The organism is Pseudomonas sp. EL_65y_Pfl2_R96 (genome assembly GCF_963970905.1).
In the GTDB taxonomy this organism is placed as follows: domain Bacteria; phylum Pseudomonadota; class Gammaproteobacteria; order Pseudomonadales; family Pseudomonadaceae; genus Aquipseudomonas.
In genome coordinates, this window is sequence record NZ_CAXAQH010000005.1 from 190,740 (window position 1) to 216,468 (window position 25,729).

General features: G+C 59.7%; 23 protein-coding genes and 2 pseudogenes. 10 read left to right on the plus strand and 15 right to left on the minus strand.

Features of this window, described 5'->3' with window-relative positions:
- Positions 1 to 177 precede the first annotated feature (177 nt).
- Entirely contained in the window at positions 178 to 1,362 is a 1,185-nt protein-coding gene (cfaB, locus tag AACY49_RS08285) for a C17 cyclopropane fatty acid synthase CfaB (protein ID WP_258698282.1), read from the plus strand.
- Here the strand turns inward: cfaB and cls are convergent.
- Positions 1,359 to 2,798 carry a cardiolipin synthase gene (gene cls / locus AACY49_RS08290; RefSeq protein WP_339522904.1) on the minus strand — a complete coding sequence of 480 codons (1,440 nt, stop codon included), beginning with the start codon at positions 2,796 to 2,798 and terminating at the stop codon, positions 1,359 to 1,361. The genes cfaB and cls overlap by 4 nt on opposite strands.
- A 131-nt stretch (positions 2,799 to 2,929) precedes the next feature.
- Here cls and AACY49_RS08295 point away from each other — a divergent pair, with 131 nt between their 5' ends.
- The gene (locus tag AACY49_RS08295; RefSeq protein WP_258698280.1) at positions 2,930 to 3,451 is read left to right on the plus strand and encodes a DUF3617 domain-containing protein; all 522 of its coding nucleotides are present in this window, start codon (positions 2,930 to 2,932) and stop codon (positions 3,449 to 3,451) included.
- A 78-nt stretch (positions 3,452 to 3,529) separates the two neighbouring features.
- On the opposite strand, the pseudogene AACY49_RS31775 reads toward AACY49_RS08295, so the two are convergent.
- The 7 genes and pseudogenes from AACY49_RS31775 to folE2 form a co-directional block, all read right to left on the minus strand.
- Positions 3,530 to 3,673, minus strand: a pseudogene (locus AACY49_RS31775) (His/Gly/Thr/Pro-type tRNA ligase C-terminal domain-containing protein); the annotation flags it as partial.
- An 11-nt stretch (positions 3,674 to 3,684) separates the two neighbouring features.
- Positions 3,685 to 4,566: pseudogene (locus AACY49_RS08300) on the minus strand (hypothetical protein).
- Positions 4,567 to 4,568: 2 nt separating this feature from the next.
- On the minus strand, positions 4,569 to 5,129 hold the full coding sequence (locus AACY49_RS08305; RefSeq protein WP_258698279.1) for a gamma carbonic anhydrase family protein: 561 nt from the start codon (positions 5,127 to 5,129) through the stop codon (positions 4,569 to 4,571).
- Positions 5,126 to 6,001 (minus strand): metal ABC transporter substrate-binding protein, encoded by an 876-nt coding sequence (locus AACY49_RS08310; RefSeq protein ID WP_339522908.1) that lies wholly within the window; start codon positions 5,999 to 6,001, stop codon positions 5,126 to 5,128. Before AACY49_RS08310 ends, AACY49_RS08305 begins: the two co-directional genes overlap by 4 nt.
- 11 nt (positions 6,002 to 6,012) lie before the next feature.
- Entirely contained in the window at positions 6,013 to 6,879 is an 867-nt protein-coding gene (locus AACY49_RS08315) for a metal ABC transporter permease (protein ID WP_258698277.1), read from the minus strand.
- Positions 6,879 to 7,547 (minus strand): metal ABC transporter ATP-binding protein, encoded by a 669-nt coding sequence (locus tag AACY49_RS08320; protein ID WP_258698276.1) that lies wholly within the window; start codon positions 7,545 to 7,547, stop codon positions 6,879 to 6,881. The genes AACY49_RS08315 and AACY49_RS08320 overlap by 1 nt, the downstream gene beginning before the upstream one ends.
- On the minus strand, positions 7,544 to 8,440 hold the full coding sequence (folE2, locus tag AACY49_RS08325; RefSeq protein WP_258698275.1) for a GTP cyclohydrolase FolE2: 897 nt from the start codon (positions 8,438 to 8,440) through the stop codon (positions 7,544 to 7,546). Before folE2 ends, AACY49_RS08320 begins: the two co-directional genes overlap by 4 nt.
- 87 nt (positions 8,441 to 8,527) lie before the next feature.
- On the opposite strand from folE2, the gene AACY49_RS08330 reads away from it, so the two are divergent.
- The gene (locus tag AACY49_RS08330) at positions 8,528 to 9,736 is read left to right on the plus strand and encodes an N-acetylmuramoyl-L-alanine amidase (RefSeq protein ID WP_339522909.1); all 1,209 of its coding nucleotides are present in this window, start codon (positions 8,528 to 8,530) and stop codon (positions 9,734 to 9,736) included.
- Here AACY49_RS08330 and AACY49_RS08335 read toward each other — a convergent pair.
- Positions 9,733 to 10,110, minus strand: coding sequence for a glutamine synthetase (locus AACY49_RS08335; protein ID WP_258698273.1), 378 nt, complete (start codon positions 10,108 to 10,110; stop codon positions 9,733 to 9,735). The genes AACY49_RS08330 and AACY49_RS08335 overlap by 4 nt on opposite strands.
- 142 nt (positions 10,111 to 10,252) lie before the next feature.
- On the opposite strand from AACY49_RS08335, the gene zigA reads away from it, so the two are divergent.
- Positions 10,253 to 11,461: a zinc metallochaperone GTPase ZigA gene (gene zigA, locus AACY49_RS08340; protein WP_339522911.1), complete on the plus strand. Its 1,209-nt coding sequence runs from the start codon at positions 10,253 to 10,255 to the stop codon at positions 11,459 to 11,461.
- The gene (locus tag AACY49_RS08345) at positions 11,461 to 12,111 is read left to right on the plus strand and encodes a DUF1826 domain-containing protein (RefSeq protein ID WP_339522913.1); all 651 of its coding nucleotides are present in this window, start codon (positions 11,461 to 11,463) and stop codon (positions 12,109 to 12,111) included. The genes zigA and AACY49_RS08345 overlap by 1 nt, the downstream gene beginning before the upstream one ends.
- A gap of 4 nt (positions 12,112 to 12,115) precedes the next feature.
- Here AACY49_RS08345 and AACY49_RS08350 read toward each other — a convergent pair whose 3' ends face one another.
- Entirely contained in the window at positions 12,116 to 12,472 is a 357-nt protein-coding gene (locus AACY49_RS08350; protein WP_258698270.1) for an NADH:ubiquinone oxidoreductase, read from the minus strand.
- Positions 12,473 to 12,499: 27 nt separating this feature from the next.
- Here AACY49_RS08350 and AACY49_RS08355 point away from each other — a divergent pair, with 27 nt between their 5' ends.
- A complete protein-coding gene (locus AACY49_RS08355; protein ID WP_339522915.1) occupies positions 12,500 to 13,471 on the plus strand; it encodes a CobW family GTP-binding protein in 972 nt (323 codons plus the stop codon).
- Positions 13,472 to 13,612: 141 nt separating this feature from the next.
- Here the strand turns inward: AACY49_RS08355 and AACY49_RS08360 are convergent, their stop codons facing one another.
- Positions 13,613 to 14,026 carry a DUF3301 domain-containing protein gene (locus AACY49_RS08360; RefSeq protein ID WP_258698268.1) on the minus strand — a complete coding sequence of 138 codons (414 nt, stop codon included), beginning with the start codon at positions 14,024 to 14,026 and terminating at the stop codon, positions 13,613 to 13,615.
- Positions 14,027 to 14,146: 120 nt separating this feature from the next.
- Between AACY49_RS08360 and pdxY the strand changes: the two genes are divergently transcribed.
- Entirely contained in the window at positions 14,147 to 15,019 is an 873-nt protein-coding gene (gene pdxY, locus AACY49_RS08365) for a pyridoxal kinase PdxY (RefSeq protein WP_258698267.1), read from the plus strand.
- Between the two features lie 145 nt (positions 15,020 to 15,164).
- Here the strand turns inward: pdxY and AACY49_RS08370 are convergent, their stop codons facing one another.
- On the minus strand, positions 15,165 to 15,647 hold the full coding sequence (locus AACY49_RS08370) for an acyl-CoA thioesterase (RefSeq protein WP_253417501.1): 483 nt from the start codon (positions 15,645 to 15,647) through the stop codon (positions 15,165 to 15,167).
- A 203-nt stretch (positions 15,648 to 15,850) separates the two neighbouring features.
- On the opposite strand from AACY49_RS08370, the gene AACY49_RS08375 reads away from it, so the two are divergent.
- Entirely contained in the window at positions 15,851 to 17,614 is a 1,764-nt protein-coding gene (locus AACY49_RS08375) for a cation:proton antiporter (protein ID WP_339522922.1), read from the plus strand.
- A gap of 22 nt (positions 17,615 to 17,636) precedes the next feature.
- On the opposite strand, the gene AACY49_RS08380 is transcribed toward AACY49_RS08375, so the two are convergent.
- The 3 genes from AACY49_RS08380 to uvrD form a co-directional block, all read right to left on the minus strand.
- Positions 17,637 to 18,044: an SMI1/KNR4 family protein gene (locus tag AACY49_RS08380; protein WP_008007803.1), complete on the minus strand. Its 408-nt coding sequence runs from the start codon at positions 18,042 to 18,044 to the stop codon at positions 17,637 to 17,639.
- Between the two features lie 136 nt (positions 18,045 to 18,180).
- Complete coding sequence (locus tag AACY49_RS08385; RefSeq protein WP_339522924.1) at positions 18,181 to 19,053, minus strand: Tim44 domain-containing protein; 873 nt, start codon at positions 19,051 to 19,053, stop codon at positions 18,181 to 18,183.
- Between the two features lie 313 nt (positions 19,054 to 19,366).
- Positions 19,367 to 21,550 (minus strand): DNA helicase II, encoded by a 2,184-nt coding sequence (uvrD, locus tag AACY49_RS08390; protein ID WP_339522926.1) that lies wholly within the window; start codon positions 21,548 to 21,550, stop codon positions 19,367 to 19,369.
- A 223-nt stretch (positions 21,551 to 21,773) separates the two neighbouring features.
- On the opposite strand from uvrD, the gene AACY49_RS08395 reads away from it, so the two are divergent.
- Both AACY49_RS08395 and hexR read left to right on the plus strand, forming a co-directional pair.
- Positions 21,774 to 24,647: an EAL domain-containing protein gene (locus tag AACY49_RS08395; RefSeq protein WP_339522928.1), complete on the plus strand. Its 2,874-nt coding sequence runs from the start codon at positions 21,774 to 21,776 to the stop codon at positions 24,645 to 24,647.
- Between the two features lie 135 nt (positions 24,648 to 24,782).
- Positions 24,783 to 25,649 carry a transcriptional regulator HexR gene (hexR, locus tag AACY49_RS08400; RefSeq protein WP_003187110.1) on the plus strand — a complete coding sequence of 289 codons (867 nt, stop codon included), beginning with the start codon at positions 24,783 to 24,785 and terminating at the stop codon, positions 25,647 to 25,649.
- Positions 25,650 to 25,729 lie beyond the last annotated feature (80 nt).

Sequence of the window (25,729 nt, forward strand, 5' to 3'; positions counted from 1 at the left end):
GTGTGCCGGATTTGTAGTCATCTAGGGTAAGGCGGTCATTTTCAACGATCGCCCGTGGGATGGTTTCAGTGTTGCAGGCAACATCGGGAATAGAAAAAGGCTGTTAATTCGATAGCCTGCTATTTTTCAAGGATGGTCTACCCTCAGATTTGACGTCTGAAACAAGGGGGACTTTTCATGCTCGCGCAACTTCCACCGGCCTTACAGAATCTGCAATTACCGCTTCGCTTGCGGCTCTGGGACGGCCATGAGTTCAATCTGGGGCCGACGCCCAGCGTCACCATTGTGGTCAAGGACCCGCATATGGTTACCCAGTTCACCCATCCAAGCCTCGACGCGTTGGGGGCGGCGTTTGTCGAAGGCAGGCTGGAGCTTGAAGGCTCCATCAGCGAGGTGATTCGTGTCTGCGATGAATGGAGTCAGGCGCTGATCAACGAGGACGACGATGAGCAACCGGTGCGCTCGGTTCACGACAAGGAAACCGACGCCAAAGCCATCTCCTACCACTACGACCTCTCCAACGCGTTTTATCAGCTGTGGCTCGACAGCGACATGGCGTATTCCTGCGCCTACTTCGAGACTGGCAGTGAAACCCTCGAGCAAGCTCAACAAGCCAAGTTTCGCCACCTGTGCCGCAAGCTGCGGTTACAGCCAGGCGAGTACCTGCTGGATATCGGTTGCGGCTGGGGCGGGTTGGCGCGGTATGCGGCTCGGGAGTTCGGCGCGAAGGTGTTCGGGATCACGCTCAGTAAAGAGCAATTGGATTTGGCTCGTGAGCGGGTGAAAGCCGAAGGCCTGGAGGATCAGATCGAACTGCAACTGCTCGATTACCGCGATCTGCCTCAGGACGGGCGCTTCGACAAGGTGGTCAGCGTCGGCATGTTCGAACACGTCGGCCACGCGAACCTGGCCGAGTACTGCAAAACCTTGTTCGGCGCGGTGAAAGAGGGCGGCCTGGTGATGAACCACGGGATCACCGCCAAACACATCGACGGTCGTCCGGTTGGGCGCGGTGCCGGTGAGTTCATCGAGAAGTACGTGTTCCCCAACGGCGAGCTGCCGCACCTGTCGATGATCTCGGCCGAGATCAGCGACGCGGGGCTGGAGATCGTCGACGTCGAGAGTTTGCGCCTGCATTACGCGCGGACCCTGGACCACTGGAGCGAACGCCTGGAGGACAATCTGGAAGCGGCCGGCAAACTGGTGCCGGAGCAGGCGCTACGGATCTGGCGGTTGTACCTGGCAGGGTGCGCCTATGCCTTCGCCAGAGGCTGGATCAACCTGCATCAAATCCTCGCGGTGAAACCCCATCCCGATGGCAGCCATGAACTGCCGTGGACTCGCGACGACATCTACAACTAGAGAATCGGTGAAATAAGCCGGGCGATTCGCATGCCGACCTGTTGCAGGCGGCGGGTTTCCCGGCCTTCTTCTTTGGCGATTTCGTGAGCCTGGGCGAAGTCGTTGTTGAGCATCTGTTCCACTTCGGCGGCAAACCCGCTGTCGACCGTCAGTAACATCACTTCGAAATTCAGCCGGAACGAACGGTTGTCCATGTTGGCGCTGCCGATGGCGCTGATCTCGTCGTCGATCAGCACCACTTTCTGATGCAGGAAGCCGGGTTGGTAACGGAACACGCGCACTCCGGCACGCACCGCTTCGAAGGCGTACAGACTGGAAGCGGCGTAGACGATCCGGTGATCCGGTCGCGACGGCAACAGGATCCGTACATCCACACCGCGTAACACTGCCAGTCGCAACGCAGCGAATACGGCTTCGTCGGGGATGAAGTAAGGGCTGGTGATCCACACTCGCTCCGTCGCCGCATGGATGGCTTCGACGAAGAACAGCGAACAGGTTTCGTAGGAATCCGCCGGACCGCTGGCCAGCAACTGGCAGAGCACGCCGTCGTCCGGGTAAACGTCCGGCAGGATCAGCGGGGGGAGCGAGCGGGCTGCCCAGAACCAGTCTTCGGCAAAGGACTCCTGCATGCTGGCCACCACCGGCCCACGCACTTGCACGTGAGTATCTCGCCACGGTGCCAGAGGCGGTTTCTCGCCCATGTATTCGTCGCCGACGTTGAGCCCGCCGACAAAACCGACAATCCCGTCGACCACCACTATTTTGCGGTGGTTGCGGAAATTGACCTGAAAGCGGTTGAGCCAGCCGCTGCGGGTGGCGAAGGCTTTGACCTCGATGCCGGCATCGCGCAACGTTTGCACGTAACTGTGGGGCAGGGAGTGGCTGCCAATGCGATCGTAGAGCAGGTAAATCGCCACGCCCTCGGCTGCTTTCTTTGTCAGCAGGGTGTGCAGGTGTTGGCCGAGTCGGTCGTCGTGGATGATGAAAAACTGGATCAGCACCGCTTCCCTGGCGTTGCTGATGGCGTCGAAAATCGCATCGAAGGTGGCTTGGCCATCGATCAGCAAGCGCACGTCATTATTCGCCAGACACGGCATGCGCCCCAGCTGAGGCATCGCCCGCAAAGACGCGTAAGCGCTGGAGGCGCGAGCAGCCAGTGCCTCTTCTACCCAGGGGCGCCAGTTCAGTTCGGAGATGGCCTTGCGCATTTCCTCGTTGGCTTGCCGCCGTGCCTTGATATAGCCATCGAAGGTACTGCGGCCGAAGACCAGATAAGGGATAAGCGTGAGGTAGGGAATGAACAGCAGTGACAGAGCCCAGGCGATCGAGCCTTGGGCGGTCCGAACGGTCAATACGGCATGGATGGCGGCGATCAAGCCCAGTGTGTGCAACAGTGCGATCAGATAACCGAAAACATGCGGTCCGAAATAATCCATGGGGCAGCCTTGCTCCTGAAGATTCAATGCTTAACAGACCATGTTCCGGGCAGAATGTCGCTATTTAATTGGCCCATGAACCGAAGCCCGTGGCTGACGTCTAACGGCCACTAATGATCAGGAGTTACTCGATGAACGTTCGTCTGCTGGGTTTGGCCATGGCGCTTGGTTTGGCACTTCCTGTGGCCGCTCAGGCGCAAATGCTGCAACCGGGTTTATGGGAATTGACCTCAAGCAACATGAAGGTCGATGACCAGAACCTGCCCGATCTTCAACTGATTCTCGGCCAGATACAGAGTCAGATGACCCCTGAACAGCGCGCGCAGCTGGAGAAGCAGGGCATCACCATGGGTGGCAAAGGGATTCGGTCCTGCCTGACTCCTGAGCAGGTGAAGAGCGACAACATTCCATTGACGGACCCACAATCGGGCTGCAAGCAGGAAATCACCGAGCGTACCGGCAACCAGTGGAAATTCCGTTTCAGTTGTCCGAAAGCGCAAGGTGCGGGTGTCGCCACGTTCCTCAGCGATCGTGAGTTCACCACCAAGGTCAATGGCACCTTCAACGCCACCGGCATTCAGCAGAAGGGTAGCCTCGATACTCGTGCTGTGTGGTTGGGTCAGGATTGCGGGACTGTGAAGCCAAGGGCCTAAAGGCTTCGCGGGCAAGCCTCCGTTCCTTCGGAATGTTGATGACCCGTAGGAACGAGGCTTGCCCGCGAAGACGTCCGCTCAGGCACTTTCAGTCTTTGGCGGATTCAACAATTCACACACCGCCTCAATCCCTTGCGCCCCAAAATCCTCTCCACTGCAGCTGCGCATACTGACAAACCGCCCGTCCTTTTCCTTCTTCCCCACCACCAACAGATACGGTATCTAAACGTGCGTTAGCGCATGAACCGCAGGGGTAATCCCTGACAGCTGTCATATAGACGATTGGCGTGCCAGGCAATTTGCCCCGATACGATCGTGGTGCTGACGCTGTGGCGAAAGCGATGCTGGACGAAAGGCGTCCAGCCGCATTGCGAAAGGATCGGTTGAGTGGAAACGGCAACGCCATCGGGCTCGGGTTTGATCAACACCAGGTCGGCCCAATAGCCTTCACGCAGGTAGCCACGGTCGGGGATGGCAAACAGATCGGCGACCCGGTGACTGGTTTTGGCCACGAGGGTGGTGATCGGTAAGACCTCATCGGCTACCAGTTCCAGCAGCGCGGGCAGGGCGTGTTGCACCAGTGGGCCTGGCTGTAGGGTCGCTGTTTTTCAGCCCAGGTGTGAGGCGCGTGATCGCTGCCGATCACGTCCAGTCGATTACTCGACAGTGCTTTGCGCAAGGCGTCTCGGTCGGCCTGGGTCTTGATCGCCGGGTTGCGTTTGATCAGGTTGCCGAGGCTCGGGTAGTCACGGTCGTCGAACAGCAAGTGGTGCAGACAAACCTCGGCGCTTCTTGTCGGCCAGTGCGGCGAGGGTCAGGGTGGCCGGGGAGGTGTTGGGCATGTCCATGAAACTGGTGATGCCGCCGGCCACCGCCGCTCGAGATTCGCTATGAAAGCTGCCCTTGTCCGGTGCTCCGGGGTCACGGAAATGCACTTGGTCATCGATCATGCCCGGCAGCAGCCATTGGCCGTCGGCGTCGAGTTCCACGGCGGCCGTTTCACCTTCGATGCTGCTGGCGATCTTGACGATACGTCCGTGGTTCACCAATAAATCGCCATCGAATTCTCGACCTTCGTTCACCAGCCGGGCGTTGCGAATCAGCACGCTGCTCATGGTCAGAACTCGTTCTGAAGGGCTTTGTAGCCACGGACTAAATCAACGTTGGTGCGTGCCACGTCTTCGGAAAACTCCGAGGCGCTGACGCTCACCGGTGGGAACTGCGACAGGTCAGTGTTGGGACCGATGCGCGTGGTGGAGGGCACGTAGAAGGCTTCAGGCAAGTCACGACCATCGACCACCGAGTTGTGCCGCACCACGCAGCCGTCACCAACCGCGCAGTTGAACAGCACGCTGTTGAAACCGATGAACACGCGATTGCCGACGGTGCAGGGGCCATGGACGATGGAGCGGTGGGCGATGGAGCTGTACTCGCCGATGGTCACCGCCGCGCCAGACTTAGAGTGGATCACCACGCCATCCTGGATGTTCGAATTGGCGCCGATGGTGATCGGCTCCATCTCGCCCGAGTCATCCACTTCGTCGGCGCGAATCACCGCGTAGGGGCCGACGAAGACGTTCTCGCCAATCACCACTTTGCCGCAGATGATTGCGGTTTTATCTACATACGCGGACTCCGCAATCAACGGCAGATCGCCTGAGGGATTCTTGCGGATCATGGCTTGCTCAACGCGTCGTACAAGGTGTTGATGTTGTATTCGAACAGCCCGGTGAAGGTGCTGGCCGGGCCGGCTGCTGCGAGGGCATCGGAGTACAACGTGCCGCCGATATGCGCGCCGCTTTCATCCGCGATTTGCTTGAGCAAGCGTGCGTCTTTGATGTTCTCCATGAACACCGCTTTGACCTTGGCCTGACGGATCTGAGTGATCAGCGCAGCGACCTCGGCGGCCGAAGGTTCGCGTTCTGTGGACAGACCTTGAGGCGCCATGAAGTCGATGCCGTAAGCCTGACCGAGATAGCCGAAGGCGTCATGGGAGGTCACGATTTTGCGATTACCCGGCGGCAGCGAACCCAGCTTGGCTTTGGCCTCGGCGAGCAGGGCGTAGATCTTTTTCAGGTAGGCCTGGCTGTTGTGTTCGTAGTCGGCTTTATTGGCAGGGTCGGCGGCGATCAGCGCTTTGGTGATGTTGCTGATGTACAACTCGGTGTTCGCCAGGTTGTGCCAGGCGTGTGGGTCCGGGATGGTTTCGCCATCTTCATCCAGCGAGCGCGGAATAACACCATGGCTGGCGCTGATTACCGGAGCTTTGGTCTCGGTGCTGGTCACCAGACGGTCCAGCCATGGCTCGAAACCCAGTCCGTTCTTGATGATCAGTCTGGCCTTGAGCAATGCCTTCGCATCGTCCGGAGTCGGCTCGTAGGTGTGGGCATCGGCGTCCGGGCCGACCATGTTGGTGATCTGAATATGATCGCCGCCAACCTGATGAGTCATGTCGGCGAGGATGCTGAAGCTGGTGACTACCTGGAGTTTTTCCGCGGCAGACAACGACATCGACAGCATCAAACTGAACAGCACGAGTAAAGCGCGCATCGGGTAACACCTCATTGGGATGTGAGCAAAGGCGGGCGGCGCAGCAAACCGTGCACCGGACCGAACACCACGGACAGCAGATACAAACCACCAGCCACCAGCACGATCGCCGGGCCGCTGGGCAGCGAGTAGTAGAACGACAGCAATAATCCGAACCAGACCGAGAGGCAGCCGAGCAGCGCAGCGATGCCCATCAGTACCGGCAAGCGGCGACTCCAGAAGCGAGAAGCGGCGGCCGGCAACATCATCAAGCCGACCACCATCAGCGCGCCGATGGCCTGGAAGCCAATCACCAGGTTCAGCACCACCAGGGTCAGAAATACCCCGTGAGCCAGTGGCCCGAGGCGGCTGACGGTTTGTAGAAAGAGCGGGTCGAGGGTGTCCAGCAACAATGGTTTGTAGATGAGGAGCATGGCGATCAGGCTGAAGCCCGAGACCCAAAGCATGCCGGTCAACGTCGGACCATCTACCGCCAGCGCCGAGCCAAACAGCAGGTGCAACAGGTCCAGCCGCTTGCCGGCGATGCCGAGGATCAACACGCCGCTAGCCAGCGATATCGGGTAGATCGCGGCCAGGCTGGCGTCTTCCCGCAGGCCAGTACGGCGGGTGATCCAGGCGGCCAGGCCGGCCATGCTCAGGCCGGCACCGAGGCCGCCGATGGTCAGCGCGGGCAGGCTCAATCCGGCGAACCAGAAGCCCAATGCGGCACCTGGCAAGATGCCGTGAGCCACCGCGTCGCCGATCAGGCTCATGCGCCGCAGGATCAGAAACACCCCAAGCGGGGCGGTGCTGCATGCCAGAACCAAGCCACCGAGCAGTGCCCGGCGCATGAACACGAACTCGTGGAACGGTTGCCAAAGCTGAGCGGCAGCGATCATCAGGCCACCTGCGTCTGGTGTTGTTGGCGAATCAGATCGGTGCTCGGGCCGAGGACGCAGCCGCTGCTTTTGATCGATAGGGCTTGTGGGATGTGTTGGCGCACGGCCGCCAGGTCATGACACACCACGACCAGGGTTCGGCCGTCGGCATGCCAGGCGTGGATGTGTTTCCAGAGCAGCGCCTGACCAAGCTCGTCGAGGGCGGCGTGGGGTTCGTCGAGCAGCAGCAAGGGCGCTTCGGCGAGGCTTAGCCGGGCGAGCAGGGCGCGCTGCAATTCGCCTCCGGAGAGGGCCATCAATGGGCGATGCTCCAAGCCTGTCAGACACCAGTCTTCCAGCGCAGACTTGAGGCGCCGGCTGCGTATCTCCGGAGCTTGTTTGCTGCCCCAGAACCCGGCAGCCACCAACTCTTGCAGACTGATGGGGAATTGCCGGTCCAGGTGTTGTTGCTGAGGCAGGAACGAAAGGCCGCCTTTGCGTGGAACATCAATGATGACTTTTCCGGTCAGAGGCTTTTGCAGACCGGCGATGACTTTTAGCAGGCTGCTTTTACCCGAACCGTTGGCACCGATGACGGCGGTCAGACTTCCTTTGGGTAATTGGAAATCCACCGACGGAGTGAGCGGTTGACCGGGAGCTCCCCAGCGCAAGGCTTGGCATTGGATCATGCGGCCTCCCAATTCCAGCGACTTTCAGCGACAGCATCGTGGGCATGAAGACTTTCGGCGTGAACGACTCGCACATGAAAGGCGTTGATGCCCGGGGAGCGTTTCAGGGCCAGATTCAAGCGTCGGGCGGCGTCTTCGCAGAACATCAGGTTCTGACCGTTGGCGAGGGCGAAAGCTTGTTCGTCGGCGCGTTTCACGGCGGTTTGCACAGCGGTGCCGAGGGCCGCTTCCGCGTCGTTGATCGCGGCGATCAGCGGCAGGTCATCCAGATAGTCGTGCAGACGCAGCTGCAATTGCGCGTTGCTGCGTTGGCTATGCGGCGTCGCGACGATGCCTTTCGTGGAGCCGAGCCAAGCCAGAACGTCTGCGTGTTGCAATGGTTGATTGGCGAAGTCATCAACGAATTGCTGCTGAATCAACTGCCTCGAAAGTGCTGCTGAGCACGGGCAGGTTGAGGAATAAGGAACGTCGATTTTAAGTTCCACGTGGAACATCTTGTTTTTCAAACGCGCTTCGATGCTCACCGGATAAGTTTTCCAACCGGCCAACGGACTGACGAGTGCGGGTCTTTTGAGCAGCAGATCGGTATGAATTTTTAGGTAAGCGTTGTGGGAAAGTCCTTCATGAGTCTCTAGAAAACTCTGCAAGACTCGCCGCAACAACGCGGGTGAAAGGTTTTCCTGCTCAAGCATTTCCAACGCCAGATACAGCCGCGACATATGAATGCCGCGCGCCTCTCCATCGTCGAGGCTAACACCAGCGTCGGCCTTTGCACTCAGTCGCTGGCCATCGAATGAAACAGGAAGAGCAATGCCGCACATGCCCACCCAATCGAGTGGCAGGGCTTGGCGTGAGGCCTGCGCGGCGATATCCGGCAGAGTCAGCGCATTCATGAGCAGGTCCATCGTGGGAGTTGATTTGGCATGTTATATTATAACATGCCAAATCGACGATGCCTTTTTCGTGAACGAGCTTTCATCATGCACAGACGTCACTTGCTCAACCTGATTCTGGCCAGCGCGGCCTTCGCTTTACCCTTTGGTGCGTCGGCCACGCAAATTCGCAATGCACGACTGTGGCGTTCCGACGGCAAGCTGCGACTGGTGTTCGATCTGAGCGGGCCGGTGCAGTACAAGACGTTTTCCCTGAGTGCTCCAGAGCGGCTGATCATCGATCTGAGTGGCGCCAACCTAAGTGGCGACTTCAGTCAGTTGGTACTCAGCAACACGGTGATTCGCGCGATCCGTTCCGGACATTTCGGCCAGGGCGATACGCGGATCGTCCTCGACCTCAGCGGCCCGGTGCAACTCAACAGTTTCTTGCTGCCGCCACAGGATGGGCAGGGGCATCGATTGGTGCTCGATCTGAAGACTGCTACGCCGCTACAGATCGCAGCGGCGCCGGCGGAGAAACGCGAACCCGTCACCGACAAGTCTCACCCCAAGCGCGACATCGTCGTGGTGGTCGACCCTGGTCATGGCGGCAAAGACCCGGGCGCGGTCGGTGCCAAAGGTGAGCGGGAAAAAGACGTGGTTCTCTCGATCGCCCAATTGCTGGCCAAGCGGCTGAAGCGCGAGAAGGGCTTCGACGTGAAACTGGTGCGCAACGACGACTTCTTCGTCCCGCTACGCAAGCGGGTGGAGATCGCCCGCAAGCACAATGCCGACATGTTCATCTCGGTTCATGCGGACGCGGCGCCGCGTCTCACCGCTTCAGGTGCGTCGGTGTACTGCCTGTCCGAAGGCGGCGCGACCTCGGCCACGGCGCGCTTCATGGCGCAACGAGAGAACGGTGCGGACCTGTTGGGCGCCACCAGCTTGCTCAATCTCAAGGACAAGGATCCGATGCTCGCCGGGGTGATTCTCGACATGTCGATGAACGCCACTATCGCCGCCAGTTTGCAACTGGGCAGCACCGTGCTCGGCAGCCTGGCGGGCATCACCACGCTGCATCAGAAGCGCGTGGAACAAGCGGGATTCGCTGTATTGAAGTCGCCGGATGTGCCGTCGATTCTGGTGGAAACCGGCTTCATCTCAAACGCCCGCGACAGTCAGCGACTGGTGACTGCCCGCCATCAGCAAGCCGTGGCAGATGGTTTGTTCGAAGGTTTGCAGCGCTATTTTCAGAAGAACCCACCGATGAACAGCTACATCGCCTGGCAGCAGGAACAGAAAAAAACGCAGGCCTAGCAGCCGGTCATCCGGCTACACGTGAACTTGCCACTGCTGCCGCCGGAGCTGGAGAACCGATTGATGGTTGTCCAGCCAACCCGGCGGTTGTAGCCGACCCACGCTTCGCCATCGGACGCGATGCCGGTAAAGAACGTCAGTTGCCCGTAACGGCTATTGGTTTGCGCCCAATAGCGTTTACCGGCCACTTCAAAGCCGCGCAAGTAGATCGTGCTACCGACGGTGTTAACGCTGTAGGCATTGCCGTCGGCATCCACGCAGGCCAGCAGATTGGCGCTGCGGGTGCATTTGGCCAGGCTGGGGATTTGTCCCCAGGCATCGACCGCGATCAGTAGCGAAAGACTCAACAGCGAGAGTCTCAGGGCGTTTCCCATGGCATTTCTCAAGGGGCGGACGGGTTAAAGCATCGTGCCCTTTGTCTTGGTGAGCAAGAGGGGAGTGGCTAGATTGCATTGTTATACTATAACATAAATTAAGCCCGACATTGCGACCGGGCATCCCTGTGAGGAATACCTGATGCCCAATCGTCTCCCCGTGACCGTCCTGTCGGGCTTTCTCGGCGCCGGAAAAAGTACACTGCTTAATTACGTACTACGTAATCGCGATAATTTGCGGGTCGCGGTGATCGTCAACGACATGAGCGAGATCAATATCGATGGCAGTGAAGTTCAGCGTGATGTCAGCCTGAACCGTGCCGAAGAAAAACTCGTGGAAATGAGCAACGGCTGCATTTGCTGCACCTTGAGGGAAGATTTGCTCGAAGAGGTCAGCAAACTCGCCAAGGACGGTCGTTTCGATTACTTGTTGATCGAATCCACGGGCATCTCAGAGCCGCTTCCCGTGGCGGAAACCTTCACGTTTCGCGATGAAGCAGGGCAGAGCCTGGCCGACATTGCGCGGCTCGACACCATGGTCACCGTGGTCGACGGCATGAACTTCCTGCTCGACTATCAGGCCGCCGAAAGCCTCGCTTCCCGTGGCGAAACCCTGGGCGAGGAGGACGAACGCTCGATCACCGACCTGTTGATCGAGCAAATCGAGTTCGCCGACGTGATCCTGATCAGCAAGATCGATTTGATCAGCAGCAGCGAACGCCAGGAGTTGATCGCGATCCTTGAACGGCTCAATGCCCAGGCGGAAATCATTCCGATGGTCATGGGCGAAGTGCCGCTCAGGAAAATCCTCAACACCGGCCGCTTCGACTTCGAAAAGGCCGCTCAGGCGCCAGGATGGTTACAGGAATTGCGCGGTGAACACGTGCCGGAAACCGAGGAATACGGTATCGCCTCCACGGCTTATCGGGCGCGGCGACCGTTTCATCCGCAGCGCTTCTTCAGCTTCATTGACCGTCCGTGGGTGAACGGCAAACTGCTGCGTTCCAAGGGCTTTTTCTGGCTGGCCAGCAAACACATGGATGCCGGCAGCTGGTCCCAGGCCGGCGGCTTGATGCGCCACGGCTTTGCCGGGCGCTGGTGGCGTTTCGTGCCGAAAAATCAGTGGCCGCAAGACGAAGAAAGCACCGCCGGGATCATGGAAAGCTGGACGGCCGCCACTGGTGATTGTCGTCAGGAACTGGTGTTTATCGGCCAGAACATCGACTTTGCGCAACTCACCGCCGAACTCGATAACTGTCTGCTGACGGATGCTGAAATGGCCTTGGGTGTCGAGGGCTGGCGGTTGCTGCCTGATCCGTTCGGCCCTTGGTATGAAGAGGCGGCTGCCTGATGTTGGCGCCCAGTCTGAAGCGGCGATCGGTCATTGGTCAGGTTCAAGGTGATACGCCCAAAGCGCTGACCGGGATTCTGGATGACGGCGTAAACCTCGCCCTCTGGCAACGCCAACTGCCGGCACACATTGCCGATTTCGGTCGCTTGCTGTTGTCCCTGAACGAACCGCTGGCCGAGTCGCTTTCCCTGGAAATGCCCAGTGAGGACGCCGAACCCAATCTCCACGGTTTAGCCTCAGGCTTCAGCGATCTGGAAGGCTACGAAGGCTTCATCGCCGACGTTTCCTGGCTGGTCAGCGCTTTCGCCTGCCTATTGGGCGCCCAGCGCATCGGCCTGCGCCTGCGGGTTCTGGACAAAGCCATGTGCCCGCGTTTCCACGTCGATCATGTGCCGGTGCGGTTGATCACCACCTACGCAGGTATTGGCAGCCAGTGGCTGAAGGAAGGGGCGATGGATCGCCGGCAATTAGGCAAACCGGACGCCGAACCGCAGGACGACTCGCTGATCCAGCAGATCGCCAGTGGCGAAGTGGCGCTGCTCAAAGGAGAGAAGTGGCACGGCAACGAAGGCTTCGCTCTGATCCACCGCTCACCGCAGCCGGCACCGGGCGAGCGCCGTTTGATCCTGACCCTCGACTGGTTGAGCTAGCTGCTCAAGGTTTGAGCCAGGTTCCCTGGCTCTGGGCTTCGCAAAACGGTTTCAAATACGCCGCGTCGGTAGCCACGCCGTAATAGTGAATATCCTGCCGGTAAGGCATATTGGCGACTTGAGCGTTGTTGCACACCCCGAATGCGCCAGTGGGGCATTGGTCGACGTACTGCACCTCGACTTTCTGTCCGGGAAGGTTCGGCTTGCAGAATCCGTCGGCGAACAGTTTTTCCGGGATGTTACGGTTTTGCTGGCAAACCTTCACGTCGAGCCGCTCAGCCGTACTGTGCACCACGCAGGCCTGGGCCAGCGCTTCGCCCGATGTGAGCGCCAGAAGCAACGACCATCCCATCAACCGCATCCTTTACCTCCTCAGAAAACCTCGACCATGTTGCAGAACATTCCGACCCACGTCATTGCCGGCCCGCTGGGTGCCGGCAAGACCAGCCTGATCAAGCACCTGCTGGCGCAACGGCCGGCCGGTGAGCGCTGGGCGGTGCTGATCAACGAGTTCGGCCAGATCGGCCTGGATGCTGCGCTGTTGACTCAGGACGCCGATGGTATCGCACTGGGGGAAGTGGCCGGGGGCTGTTTGTGTTGCGTCAATGGTGCGCCGTTTCAGATCGGCCTCGGACGGTTGCTGCGCAAGGCACGACCGGATCGACTGTTCATTGAGCCTTCCGGGCTGGGGCATCCGGCGCAGTTGCTCAAGCAATTAAGTGAGGCTCCATGGCGAGGCGTCCTGGCGGTGCAACCCTGTGTGCTGGTGCTGGATGCCCAGGCGCTCGCGGCCGGAAAACCGCTGCCTGCGGCGCAACAGCACGCGCTGGACAGTGCCGGGTTGCTGTTGCTGAACAAGGCAGAAAGCCTCGACGACAGTGATCGCCAGCGAATCGCCGCACAGTTGCCGACGCGTCCTTTGTATTGGACGCAGCAAGCTGTCTTGCCGTTGAGCGAGTTACCGGGCCTCAAGGCTCAGGCTGTGGCAGGTTTGGATAACTTCATCGTGCCCAAGGGATTGTCGCAGATGCCGGCCATCTGGACCGACCCCACGTTGCCGATTTGCTTGAGTCAGGCGCAAGAGGGCGGCTGGAGCATCGGCTGGCGCTGGCATCCGGGTCAGACATTCGATGCCGTACTAATCGGGAAGTGGCTTGAGCGCCTTGAGTGGCGGCGGGCGAAGCTGGTTATCCACAGTGTCGAGGGGTGGATATCGGCCAACGCATTGGATAACTCGTTACTGGATTGGCAACCCAGCGAATGGCGTCGGGATTCGCGTATCGAGCTGATTTTCAGTGAGCCGCAGGCTGTTGAAGTGCTGCAGGAAGGTCTGGCGGGATGCAGGGTTCAAGCGAACTAGCTGGTTTTTTGCACCGCCTGTGCAGGCCTCTTCACGAGCAAGCCCCACAGGGGGCTTGGGAGGCACGCAAGTTGTGCAGCACAACAGATCAAATGTGGGAGCGGGCTTGCTCGCGAATGGATTTAGCTGACGACAACTACTTCAAGGCCGCCACTTGGTGTGTTCTTGCCGCCACTGGCTCAACTCAATCACCTCGGCGCTGGGCTTCGCGATATCGACCACTGGCGGTGTATCGTCGAACGGCATCGGGTAGGGCGCGAGCTCGATCTGTGCGCTATGGGCGCCGAACTGGGTGATGGTGCCGGTGTGGCGGGTTTCGCCGGTCACGGTGAACTCAAAGTCATACACACGGGCCAGGCGCCGACGGCCGTTGGCATCTTTAATGAATGCGATCTTTTTCAAGGCTACGTTGCCGTCCAGCAACTCGATCCGTAGCTTGGCGCAATGCTGCTGAACCCGCTCCAGCGCACGTTCGCGCAAGCCGTGGTTGTGCCACAACCACGCGCCACCGGAGGCGAGCAGCATCAGCACGAAGATATTTCCGAGGGTCAGCATCAACAGGGTGCTCCAACAATATAGTGCCAGCTTAACTGCGTCTCTGGTCTGTCGTACAGGCTGCGTTTAGTCGCATACTGCGCGGCTCGAATTTCAATCGGTTTACGGAAAACTCACCGCATGAAACGTACGCCCCATCTGCTCGCCATCCAGTCCCACGTGGTGTTCGGCCACGCTGGCAACAGCGCCGCGGTTTTCCCGATGCAGCGGGTCGGGGTGAACGTCTGGCCGCTCAATACCGTGCAGTTCTCCAACCACACGCAATATGGCCAGTGGGCCGGGGAAGTGTTGTCCCCGCATCAGATTCCGGAACTGGTGGAAGGGATTGCGGCGATTGGCGAATTGGGCAACTGCGACGCCGTGTTGTCCGGCTACCTCGGCAGCGCGGCCCAGGGCCGGGCGATTCTGGTGGGGGTGGAGCGAATCAAATCGATCAATCCCAAAGCCTTATACCTCTGCGATCCGGTGATGGGCCATCCAGAGAAGGGGTGCAGCGTTCCAGCCGAAGTCAGCGATTTTCTGCTGGAAGAGGCGGCGGCGATGGCCGACTTCATGTGCCCGAACCAGCTGGAGCTGAACAGCTTCTCGGGGCGCAAGGCGCAGTCGTTGTTCGATTGCCTGGCCATGGCGCGGGCGCTATTGGCGCGCGGTCCGAAGGCGGTGCTGGTCAAGCATCTCGACTATCCCGGCAAACTGGCGGATGGCTTCGAGATGTTACTGGTGACCGCTGAAGGCAGCTGGCACTTGCGTCGGCCGCTGCTGGCGTTTCCGCGTCAGCCGGTGGGCGTTGGGGATCTGACTTCCGGGCTGTTCCTGGCGCGCGTGCTGCTGGGTGACAGTCTGGTGAGTGCCTTTGAATTCACCGCAGCGGCGGTGCATGAAGTGCTGCTGGAAACCCAGGCTTGCGCCAGCTATGAGCTGGAACTGGTGCGGGCGCAGGACCGGATCGCCCATCCCCGGGTGCGGTTCGAGGCGACTGCGATCAGCCTCTGATCCACGTTGGCCCTATTCGCGAGCAAGCCCGCTCCCACAATAAATCTTCAGTGCACACATATTTTGTGTACGACAGAGAACCAGAGTGGGAGCGGGCTTGCTCGCGAAGACGATCTCATGAACACCATCAAACTGACGGAATAGCTCAGGCGTCGCCCTTGATTTCCTGATAGCGCTTTTCCAGTTCCTGACGAATCTGCCGCCGCTGCTGGGCCTGCATGTACCGACGCTTGTCTTCGCTGTGCTGCGGTTGCAGCGGCGGGACGGCGGCCGGTTTGCGCTGGTCATCCACCGCGACCATGGTGAAGAAGCAGCTGTTGGTGTGGCGCACCGAGCGCTCGCGGATGTTCTCGGTCACGACCTTGATGCCGACCTCCATCGAGGTATTGCCGGTGTAGTTGACCGAGGCCAGAAAGGTCACCAGTTCGCCGACATGAATCGGTTCGCGGAAGATCACCTGATCCACCGACAGGGTCACCACGTAGCGGCCGGCATACCGGCTGGCGCAGGCGTAGGCCACTTCATCGAGGTATTTGAGCAAGGTGCCGCCGTGGACATTGCCAGAGAAGTTGGCCATGTCGGGGGTCATCAATACCGTCATCGACAGCTGGGCGTTTCCGGGTTCCATAACGTACTCACGGGTTCAAGGCAGGGTTTCGGGGTTACACCTCTGCGGGTGCCTGGTCGGTGTTTTTCAAACCAACGTTATCGGGACGCCGGGCGGGCCGCCGCCGTCACGCCCGAATCGATCTGTTTCCATATATTGCACCGTCTTCCCGCCGGAAGTCGCGGTGTTACCCTTCAAAAGCCCACCCCAAGGAGCCACACACCGTGCATGCCATCAGTTTCATTCAGGATCTGGCAGTGATCATGTTGATCGCGGGTGTGGTGACCGTGCTCTTTCATCGTCTCAAACAACCGGTGGTGCTCGGTTATATCGTCGCCGGTTTCATCATCGGCCCGCACACGCCGCCCTTCGGCCTGATCCACGACGAAGAAACCATCAAGACCCTCGCCGAGCTCGGGGTGATTTTCCTGATGTTCTGCCTGGGGCTGGAGTTCAGCCTGCGAAAGCTGTTCAAGGTCGGCGCCACGGCGTTTATCGCGGCCTTTCTGGAAATCGTCCTGATGATCTGGATCGGCTACGAAATCGGCCGCTGGTTCGACTGGAATACCATGGACTCGCTGTTCCTCGGCGCGATCCTGGCGATTTCCTCGACCACCATCATCGTCAAGGCGCTCAACGATCTGAAGATGAAGAACGAGCGTTTTGCACAGCTGATCTTCGGCGTACTGATCGTCGAAGACATCCTTGGCATCGGCATCATCGCCTTGCTGTCGAGCATCGCGGTCAGCGGCACAGTCAGTTCCGGCGAAGTGTTTTCCACGGTCGGCAAGCTTTCACTGTTCATGATTGTCGCACTGGTCATCGGTATTCTGCTGGTGCCGCGACTACTGGCCTATGTGGCAAAATTCGAAAGCAACGAGATGTTGTTGATCACCGTGCTGGGCCTGTGTTTCGGCTTCTGCCTGCTGGTGGTCAAACTTGAATACAGCATGGTCCTCGGCGCGTTCCTGATCGGCGCGATCATGGCCGAATCGCGGCAACTGCTGAAAATCGAGCAGTTGATCGAGCCGGTTCGCGACCTGTTCAGTGCCATCTTCTTCGTCGCCATCGGCCTGACGCTCGACCCAATGATCCTGCTGCAATACGCCTGGCCGATTGCGGTAATCACTGTGGCCGTGGTGTTGGGCAAGATGCTGTCCTGCGGTCTTGGCGCGTTTATCGCCGGCAATGACGGACGCACCTCACTGCGCGTGGGGATGGGGCTTTCCCAGATTGGCGAATTTTCTTTCATCATCGCGGCGTTGGGCATGACGCTGCAGGTCACCAGCAACTTTCTCTATCCGGTAGCTGTGGCCGTCTCGGTGATCACCACGCTGCTGACGCCGTATCTGATACGCGCAGCCGATCCGCTGTCGCTCAAGCTTGCCGTGGTGATGCCGCAGCGTCTGGGCCGTGTGCTGGGGATGTATGGCGAATGGCTGCGCAGCATCCAGCCTCAAGGTGAGGGCGCGCTGTTGGCATCGATGATTCGACGGATTCTGTTGCAGGTAGGGGTCAATCTGGCGCTGGTGGTTGCGATCTTTTTATCGGGCGCCTTCTTCGCCGAGCGCATGTCCGTTTACCTGCAGGGCTGGATCAGCGACCCGAGCTGGCAGAAGGCGTTGATCTGGGGTGGGGCGTTGCTGCTGTCATTGCCGTTCCTGATCGCCGCCTATCGCAAACTCAAGGCGCTGTCGATGCTGCTGGCAGAGATGGGGGTGAAGCCCGAGATGGCCGGCCGCCACACTCAGCGAGTGCGTCGGGTGATCGCCGAAGTGATCCCGATCCTCTCGCTATTGGTGATTTTCCTGCTGCTGGCAGCCTTGTCGGCCAGTATTCTGCCGACCAACAAGTTGCTGGTGCTGATCGTCGTAGTCGCGGCCGCCGTGGTGGCACTGCTCTGGCGTTGGTTCATCCGTGTGCATACGCGGATGCAGGTGGCCTTGCTGGAAACGCTGGACAACCATAACGATTCGTCCGGGCATTGACCACGTGGGGCATCAGGGCGGATCAGCTTTCCAGCCAGACGTCCCGCGCCCAGTGCCACACCGATTCCCAGGTTTCTTCGGCGATCAGCTCTTCTTCGGCCAACCACAGCACCACGGTGCCATCTTCTTCGACCAGGTAGTAATTGTCACCGTCCTGGCAGATCGGAATCATGCTGCGATCGACGCCAGCATCCCAGGCGTTGGCGGCAACGTCCGGCAGGTAGGTGTGGGATTGCGGGTCGGTGACGGTCACCGGCTCCAGGCTGCCGTAGACCACGTCGCTGACGGTCAGCAGGAACTCTCTGAAGACAAACGGGATGTCGATGAACAGTTGCTCTTCGATTTCCACAATCTGATCTTCGTCTGGCAACTCCAAGGGGACCGGTACCGGTTCGTTGGCTTCACGCAGTTGTTCGATGATTTCTTCCACGTCCGGGATCCTCTTGCTTGATGGCGCGGTTTGGTTGGGGCGGTTTATACAGTAGCTCGCTATAGATGCAACCGCGAAATAGAAAACCCCGGCCGAGGCCGGGGTTTTATTACAACAGTTGAAACGCGGGAAGTGATCAGCCGTTCTGGCGGATACCGGCCACCAGCCAAGGCTGGTTTTCGCCCTGTGGACGTTCCATGTTCCAGCTTTCGCTGAACACTTCGCCCTGGTCGAAACGCGAGGTTTTCGACACGCCGCTGAAGGTCAGGGTGGCGATGGTCTTGTCCGCACGGTCATCAACGCCGTCCAGCTGTACCTGAAGGTTATCGATGTAAGTCGACTGGAAACCGTCGCCCAGATCGGCGCGTTCACGCTTGAGGAACTCCAGCAGTTGCGGGGTCACGAACTCGGCGATCTTGTCCATTTCGTTGGCGTCCCAGTGCTGCTGCAGGGACTGGAAGTGGTTGCGGGCGGCTTCGACGAAGCGCTCTTCGTTGAACCAGGCTGGCGCATTGATCACAGGGCGCGCGGCAGCAGGTGCAGCCGAACCGCCGAAGATCGAACCCATGGCTGGTTTCTGCTCGAACACTTCACGTTGCATCGGCGCGCCGGCCGGAGCCAGGTGCTCCTGCTGCTTGCGACGACGAGCGGCGATAAAGCGGAAGACCAGGAAGGCGATGACCGCCATGATCAGGATGTCGAAGATCTGCATGCCCTGGAAGCCGCCGCCCATGAACATGGAGGCCAGCAGGCCACCGGCTGCGATACCGGCCAGAGGGCCGAGCCAGCGCGAAGCACCGCCGGCTTTGGCGGCAGCGCCAGCAGCACCGGCCGCACCGGCAGTGGCGGCTGCACCGCCCACGCCAGGAGAAGAAGGAGCCATTTGGCTGGTCTGGTGAGTCGGCGCAGCGCCGGAGCTCTTGCCGCCACCAAAGCGCTTGGCGTTGGCGTCCAGGCTCATCGTCAGGCCGATGCACAACGCCATGGCGATGCTAAGAAAACGTTTCATAAAGGGAATTCCCATTTGTGGATGGCACGCGCGCCATGTTGCACAGCTGAAGTGTTACTGGCTAGCGGCAGAGTGTTTCGGGCTTTTGCCTGACAGGTTGTGTTCAGGTTCAGTCAGCGCAATAAGGCCTGTTAACTTTGGTCTGTAGGACGAGTGGATGAGTTCTGTAGGAAAAGCGACCGGCGCCACTACGCGATCAAACTGTGGGAGCGAGCCTGCTCGCGATAGTCGCACCGCGGAACAACAGAAACACCGCGTCATCGTTCATCGCGAGCAGGCTCGCTCCCACAGAAATGCGCCCTGACGGTCGCCTTTAAACGGCTTCCAGCTTGGCGTAACCCAGCATCAACCACTTGCTGCCTTCGCTGAAGTTCACCTGCACCCGCGCCTGAGCGCCGGCGCCTTCGAAATTCAGGATCACACCGTCGCCGAACACCGAGTGCCGCACCGTCTGGCCAAGGCTGAACCCGGTCTCCGGGATCTCGCTGCCGCCGAACAGGCTGCTGGAACTCTGCTGCTGGCCGCCACCGAACGGACGGCTGACGCTGTTGGACAGCCGCACTTCCTGGATCAGGCCTTTCGGAACTTCACGTACGAAACGCGACACCTTGTTATAGGTCTCGCTGCCATACAGGCGTCTGGTTTCAGCATAGGTCAGCACCAGGTTCTGCATCGCCCGGGTGATACCGACGTAGGCCAGGCGGCGTTCCTCTTCAAGACGGCCGGGCTCTTCCAGGCTCATCTTGTGCGGAAACAGGCCTTCTTCCATGCCCACCAGGAACACGTAAGGGAATTCCAGGCCCTTGGCGCTGTGCAGGGTCATCAACTGAATGCTGTCTTCGTGTTCGTCGGCCTGGGTATCTCCGGCCTCCAGCGAGGCGTGACCGAGGAACGCCGCCAATGGCGACTGCTCTTCATCCTCTTCCGGGTTTTCGAAGTTACGCGCGGCGCTGACCAGTTCCTCAAGGTTTTCTACCCGGGCCTGGCCTTTCTCGCCTTTTTCCGCCTGGTGGTAGGCGATCAGTCCCGACTGTTCGATGACGGTCTGGGTCATCAGGTGCAGCGGCATTTCCAGGCACTTGGCGGCAAGGTTCTCGATCAGCTCCATAAACGCCCCAAGAGCACCGGCAGCGCGGCCAGTCAGGCCTTTATTGGCCACCAGCTGACGCATGCCTTCCCACATCGACACCTCGCTGTGGCGCGCATGATCGCGGATGGCTTCGACGGTTTTCTCGCCGATGCCACGGGCCGGAACGTTGATCACCCGCTCCAGGGCCGCATCGTTGCCACGGCCTTCCAGCAATCGCAGGTACGCCATGGCGTTCTTGATTTCTGCCCGTTCGAAGAAGCGCTGACCGCCATAGATGCGGTACGGAATGCGCTCGCGCAGCAAGGCTTCTTCCAAAACGCGCGATTGGGCGTTGGAGCGGTACAAAATCGCGATATCGCTACGAGCCAAGCCGGTTTTCAGCGCACTTTCAATGGTTTCAACCACGTAGCGTGCTTCGTCGTGCTCGTTGAAGGCGGCGTACAGATTGATTGCTTCGCCTTCGCCGCCATCGGTCCACAACTCTTTGCCCATGCGCCCGGTGTTGTTGGCGATCAGGGCGTTGGCGGCCTTGAGGATCCCGGCTGTGGAGCGGTAGTTTTGCTCCAGACGAATGATCTGGGCATCCGGGAAGTCGTCGGAATACTGATAAATGTTCTCGATTTTCGCGCCACGCCAGCCATAGATCGACTGATCGTCGTCGCCGACCACCATCAGGCTGTCGCCACCCTTGGCCAGCAGGCGCAACCAGGCGTACTGCACGGCGTTGGTGTCCTGGAACTCGTCCACCAGAATGTGCCGGAAGCGCTTCTGATAATGGGCGAGCAGGCCCGGGTGGTCGCGCCACAGATCGAGGGCGCGTAGCAGCAGTTCGGAGAAGTCGATGACGCCGGCGCGCAGGCACGCGGCCTCGTAGGCTTCATAAATGCTGCGCATGGTCGCCAGGAACAGATCGCCGCTGGCTTGAATATGTTGCGGACGCAGACCTTCGTCTTTCTGCCCGTTGATGAACCACTGGGCCTGACGGGCCGGCCAGCGTTGCTCGTCCAGGCCCAGTTCGCGGATCACCCGCTTGACCAGCCGTTGCTGGTCGTCGCTGTCGAGAATCTGGAAGGTCTGGCTCAGCCCAGCTTCCTGCCAGTGCGCCCGCAGCAAGCGGTGCGCCAGGCCGTGGAAGGTGCCGACCCACATGCCGGCCGGGTTGATACCCATCAGCTGCTCGATGCGATGACGCATCTCGGCAGCGGCCTTGTTGGTGAAGGTCACCGACAGAATGGAGTGGGGCGAGGCGTTCTCGACCTGGATTAACCAGGCGATACGGTGCACCAGCACTCGGGTTTTACCGGAGCCAGCACCGGCCAGGACCAACTGACGACCCACGGAGGCAGCTACGGCCTGGCGTTGGGCATCGTTGAGGGAGTTCAGCAGAAGGGAGAGATCATCGCGCATCGGGGCATTCTAGGGTGCGCCGTCACACCGGGCAAACCGAGCTTTGCATTAGCCGATGAAAGAAGCACCGATGACGACCGGTCGGTCACTGGCTGCAGGCGTGGGCGGCCGATATTTTTGTCTATATTTATGACCTGGACCAGTTTGGTCCGGGCATTTGCTTGTGTATGCTCCGTTCACAACTCGAGCTCACATGCTCACTATAAGAACAAGAACATTGCCTATGACCCTCAGCTCCGACCTGTCGGGCCCCTCTGTGGAGCCCCGGGTTATCCGCAAACAATACGCCATGGAGATGGCGGTCGAACGCACGCGTCTGCTGTACCAGGGCTCGCTATTGCCGACGCTGTTCATGCTGATCAACGGTCTGGTGTGTGCCGGGTTGCTCTGGAGCCCGCAGCGTTACTTCGTGGTCAGCGTCTGGCTGATCTGGTTGTTGTCGCTGGTGGCATTGCGAGTGATTCAGGTCGCGGCCTTCGATTCGGCGATTCCCAACCGTCAGGCCCATCCGATCTGGCGTCGTATGTTCCTGCTCGGTTCGGCCATGACCGGCCTGACCCTGGCCGGTGCCGGCATCGCGTTGGTGCCCGTTGATAATTTCATGCAGCAGGCCTGGGTGTTCGGCCTGATCGGCGCCGCAGCCCTCTCGGCCAGTGTCGCTTATGCCGTCAGCCTGCCGGCTTTTCTGTCCTTTACCTTGCCCTGTCTGTTGCCGGCCATCGGCTATCTGTTCTGGGGCGGCGATGAACAGGAGCAGGGCTGGGGCTGGTTCGGGCTGATTTTGCTGGGCTCATTGAGCGTGGTCGCCTGGCAGGTCAATCGCCTGATCGATCAGGGGTTGCTGCGACGCTTTCAAAATCAGGCACTGATCGAGCACTTGCAGCAGGCCCAAAGTCGCAGCGACCAGCTCAACCACGAGCTGGCCAAGGAAATCGACCAGCGCCGCCGTGCCGAAGACGAATTGCGCGAAACCCAGGTCGACCTCGAAAACCGAGTCGCCCAACGCAGCCTGGAGCTGGACGCGGCCAACCAGGCCTTGAGCAAGAGCGAGGCACGGCTGGCGCTAGCGTTGAAGGCGAGCGAACTCGGGTTGTGGGACTGGAACCTGCAGACTGACGAAGTCCATCACACCCAGCTCCAGGAGTTGTTCGGGCTGGAACCGGAATACGTGACGGCGATGCTCCGCCACCTCAAACCGAGGCTGCACCCCGACGACTTGCCATCGCTGAGGCGGGCGCTGGTCGAGCATTTGAAGGGCCGCACCGAGGATTATCAGATCGAGTACCGGGTGCGACATGGCGATGGCCATTGGGTCTGGATCGAGGACCGGGGTCGAGCGGTCGAGCGAAGCGAAAACGGCCGAGTGATCCGCATGGTCGGCACCCGCCGCGATATCAGCGCCAGCAAGGGCCTGGAAGAACAGCGCCAACTGGCGGCGACGGTGTTCGAGGCCGCCAGCGAAGGCATTGTGATTTTGGACCCGAATTACGCGTTGATTGCCGTCAATCAGGCCTTCAGTCGGGTGACGGGTTACGACATTGAAGACATGCTCGGGCGAAACGTGGTCGAGTTGCCGTGCAGTCGCGACGCCCGGAGGCATTACGCGGCAATTCGTCAGGCGCTGGAACAGCAGGGCAGCTGGCAGGGCGAGCTGGTCGAAACCCGCAAGAATGGCGAATTGTATCCGCAATGGCTGCAACTGAATGCCGTGCGCGATACGCGGGGAAATGTGAGTCATATCGTCGGTTTCTTCGCCGATCTGTCCGCTCGGCGTGAGTCAGAAGAACGTATGCGCTACCTCGCCCATTACGATGAACTCACGGGGCTGGCCAACCGTTCGTTATTCCGCGAACGGCTGCACGAGGCTCATCAACGGGGGCGCCAGGGCGGTCGTCGCAGTCTGGCGTTACTGCACATCAATCTTGACCGTTTCAAGCTGCTCAACGATAGCCTCGGCCATGAAATTGCCGATGAGTTGTTACAGAAAATGGCCCGACGGTTGGTCAATGCGCTGCCAGAAGCAGACACCATTGCCCGATTGTCCGGCGATGAATTTGCAGTGCTGTTCGATGCCTACGGCAGCCTGTCGAGCCTGGCACGGGTGGCGACCCGTTTGTCGACCAAGCTGCGATTGCCAATCACCGTCGAAGGTCATGAATTGGTGGTGAGCGTGTCGATGGGCATCAGCCTGTTGCCGGACACCGCACGGGAGATTTCCGCGCTGGTCAGTCAGTCGAACATGGCCATGCAGCATGCCAAACACTTGGGCGGCAATAATTTCCAGTTCTATACCGATAGCTTGCAAGCCAGCACGCTCGAGCGTTTGCAGCTCGAGAACCAGCTGCGCAAAGCCATCGAAGAAAAGCAGCTTAAGGTGTTTTATCAACCCAAACTCTGCCTCGCCACCGGCCGGCTGAATGCCGCCGAGGCGTTGGTACGCTGGAATCACCCGACCCTGGGCCAGGTGCCACCGGGGGATTTCATCGGTCTGGCCGAGGAAACCGGGCTGATCGGCGCCATCGGTGAGTTCGTTTTGCGTCAAGCCTGTTGGCAAGCGTGCGAGTGGCAGCGTCAGGGGCTGGAGCCGATTCGGGTGTCGGTCAACCTGTCGGTGCATCAGCTGCGTCAGGGAAAACTGGTCAGTCTGGTGCGCCAGGTGCTGGAGGAAACAGGTCTGGCGCCGCATTACCTGGAACTGGAACTCACCGAAAGCCAGTTGCTGGACAGCGTCGAGCACATCATTGCGACCTTCCAGCAGTTGCGTGACCTTGGGGTGAAGCTGGCAATCGACGATTTTGGTACCGGGTATTCGTCGCTGAGCTACCTCAAGCGCATTCCTGTGGACTACGTGAAGATCGATCAGGCGTTTATCCGTGGTCTGGGGGAGAGCAGTGAAGATGCGGCGATCACCCGGGCGATTATTGCCATGGCCCATGGTTTGTCGCTGAAAGTGGTGGCTGAAGGCGTCGAGCGACCGGAGCAGCTGGAATTTCTGAGGGCCGAGCGTTGCGATGAGGTGCAGGGCTATTGGATCAGCCGCCCGGTTGAGGCTGCTGACCTGGCTGAGCTGTTGCGTGCGGACGCGAAACCCTTGTAAGTGCTACATAGAGTGCATGTCGCGTGAAATGGGGACATCGAGTTACGCATTGAGCAGGCAAAAAGCCAATTCATGTAGTATAACTACAAGCGTGCTACATCCCCGGCACCTGCCAATAACAAAGAGTCCGCCCCTTTGAATCTGCTGCAACACATCGCCCAGTCACGCCACCTGTTACGCAAGTCGGAGCTCAAGGTCGCCGACCACGTGCTGCTTGACCCTGCGGCGGTGATGCACAGTTCCATGGCCGACCTGGCCCACAGCGTGGGCATCAGCGAGCCGACCATCGTGCGGTTTTGCCGCGCCATCGGTTGCTCCGGGTTTCAGGATTTGAAACTGAAACTGGCGCAGAGCCTGGCGGCCGGCGCGAGTTTCGGGCAGTTCGCGATCCATGAAGACGATTCGGTTGCCGATTACAGCCTGAAAATCTTCGACACCACCCTGCATACGCTGATGGAGGTTCGCGAGAAACTCGATCCGGTGGCATTGCAAAAAGCCGTGACGGCGATGTCCCAGGCCCAGCGTGTCGAGTTCTACGGCTTCGGCGCCTCCGGTGCGGTAGCGGCGGATGCCCAGCACAAGTTCTTCCGTTTGCTGCTGACCGCGGCGGCGTATTCCGACCCGCACATGCAGGCGATGTCGGCGGTCACCCTGAAGCCAACCGACGTGGCGATCTGTATTTCTCAGTCGGGGCGTTCCAAAGATCTGTTGATCACGGCCAACCTGGTGCGCGAAAGCGGTGCCTCGCTGATCACCCTGTGCCCGAGCCAGACACCGTTGGCCGAGTTGTCGACCGTCAACCTGGCGATCGATGTGCACGAAGACACCGAAATCTACACGCCGCTGACGTCGCGCATCGCCCACCTGGTGGTGATCGATGTGCTGGCGATGGGCGTCGCCATGGCCCGCGGTCCGAGCCTGGTCAATCACCTGAAAAGCGTCAAGCGCAGCCTTCGCAGCTTGCGACTGTCGCCCAAGTCAGTAAAAGCCCTCGACGATTGATTCGTCGTTTGGCGTGAAATAGTCGGAAGGTCGTTCCGACCTTTTCGCGGGCAAGCCCGCTCCCACAAGGATCGGCTGTG

Coding starts and splice junctions, on each gene's coding strand:
- cfaB (WP_258698282.1), top strand. CDS start 178: ATGCTCGCGCAACTTCCACCGGCCTTACAGAATCTGCAATTACCGCTT.
- cls (WP_339522904.1), bottom strand. CDS start 2,798: ATGGATTATTTCGGACCGCATGTTTTCGGTTATCTGATCGCACTGTTG.
- AACY49_RS08295 (WP_258698280.1), top strand. CDS start 2,930: ATGAACGTTCGTCTGCTGGGTTTGGCCATGGCGCTTGGTTTGGCACTT.
- AACY49_RS08305 (WP_258698279.1), bottom strand. CDS start 5,129: ATGATCCGCAAGAATCCCTCAGGCGATCTGCCGTTGATTGCGGAGTCC.
- AACY49_RS08310 (WP_339522908.1), bottom strand. CDS start 6,001: ATGCGCGCTTTACTCGTGCTGTTCAGTTTGATGCTGTCGATGTCGTTG.
- AACY49_RS08315 (WP_258698277.1), bottom strand. CDS start 6,879: ATGATCGCTGCCGCTCAGCTTTGGCAACCGTTCCACGAGTTCGTGTTC.
- AACY49_RS08320 (WP_258698276.1), bottom strand. CDS start 7,547: ATGATCCAATGCCAAGCCTTGCGCTGGGGAGCTCCCGGTCAACCGCTC.
- folE2 (WP_258698275.1), bottom strand. CDS start 8,440: ATGAATGCGCTGACTCTGCCGGATATCGCCGCGCAGGCCTCACGCCAA.
- AACY49_RS08330 (WP_339522909.1), top strand. CDS start 8,528: ATGCACAGACGTCACTTGCTCAACCTGATTCTGGCCAGCGCGGCCTTC.
- AACY49_RS08335 (WP_258698273.1), bottom strand. CDS start 10,110: ATGGGAAACGCCCTGAGACTCTCGCTGTTGAGTCTTTCGCTACTGATC.
- zigA (WP_339522911.1), top strand. CDS start 10,253: ATGCCCAATCGTCTCCCCGTGACCGTCCTGTCGGGCTTTCTCGGCGCC.
- AACY49_RS08345 (WP_339522913.1), top strand. CDS start 11,461: ATGTTGGCGCCCAGTCTGAAGCGGCGATCGGTCATTGGTCAGGTTCAA.
- AACY49_RS08350 (WP_258698270.1), bottom strand. CDS start 12,472: ATGCGGTTGATGGGATGGTCGTTGCTTCTGGCGCTCACATCGGGCGAA.
- AACY49_RS08355 (WP_339522915.1), top strand. CDS start 12,500: ATGTTGCAGAACATTCCGACCCACGTCATTGCCGGCCCGCTGGGTGCC.
- AACY49_RS08360 (WP_258698268.1), bottom strand. CDS start 14,026: ATGCTGACCCTCGGAAATATCTTCGTGCTGATGCTGCTCGCCTCCGGT.
- pdxY (WP_258698267.1), top strand. CDS start 14,147: ATGAAACGTACGCCCCATCTGCTCGCCATCCAGTCCCACGTGGTGTTC.
- AACY49_RS08370 (WP_253417501.1), bottom strand. CDS start 15,647: ATGGAACCCGGAAACGCCCAGCTGTCGATGACGGTATTGATGACCCCC.
- AACY49_RS08385 (WP_339522924.1), bottom strand. CDS start 19,053: ATGAAACGTTTTCTTAGCATCGCCATGGCGTTGTGCATCGGCCTGACG.
- uvrD (WP_339522926.1), bottom strand. CDS start 21,550: ATGCGCGATGATCTCTCCCTTCTGCTGAACTCCCTCAACGATGCCCAA.
- AACY49_RS08395 (WP_339522928.1), top strand. CDS start 21,774: ATGACCCTCAGCTCCGACCTGTCGGGCCCCTCTGTGGAGCCCCGGGTT.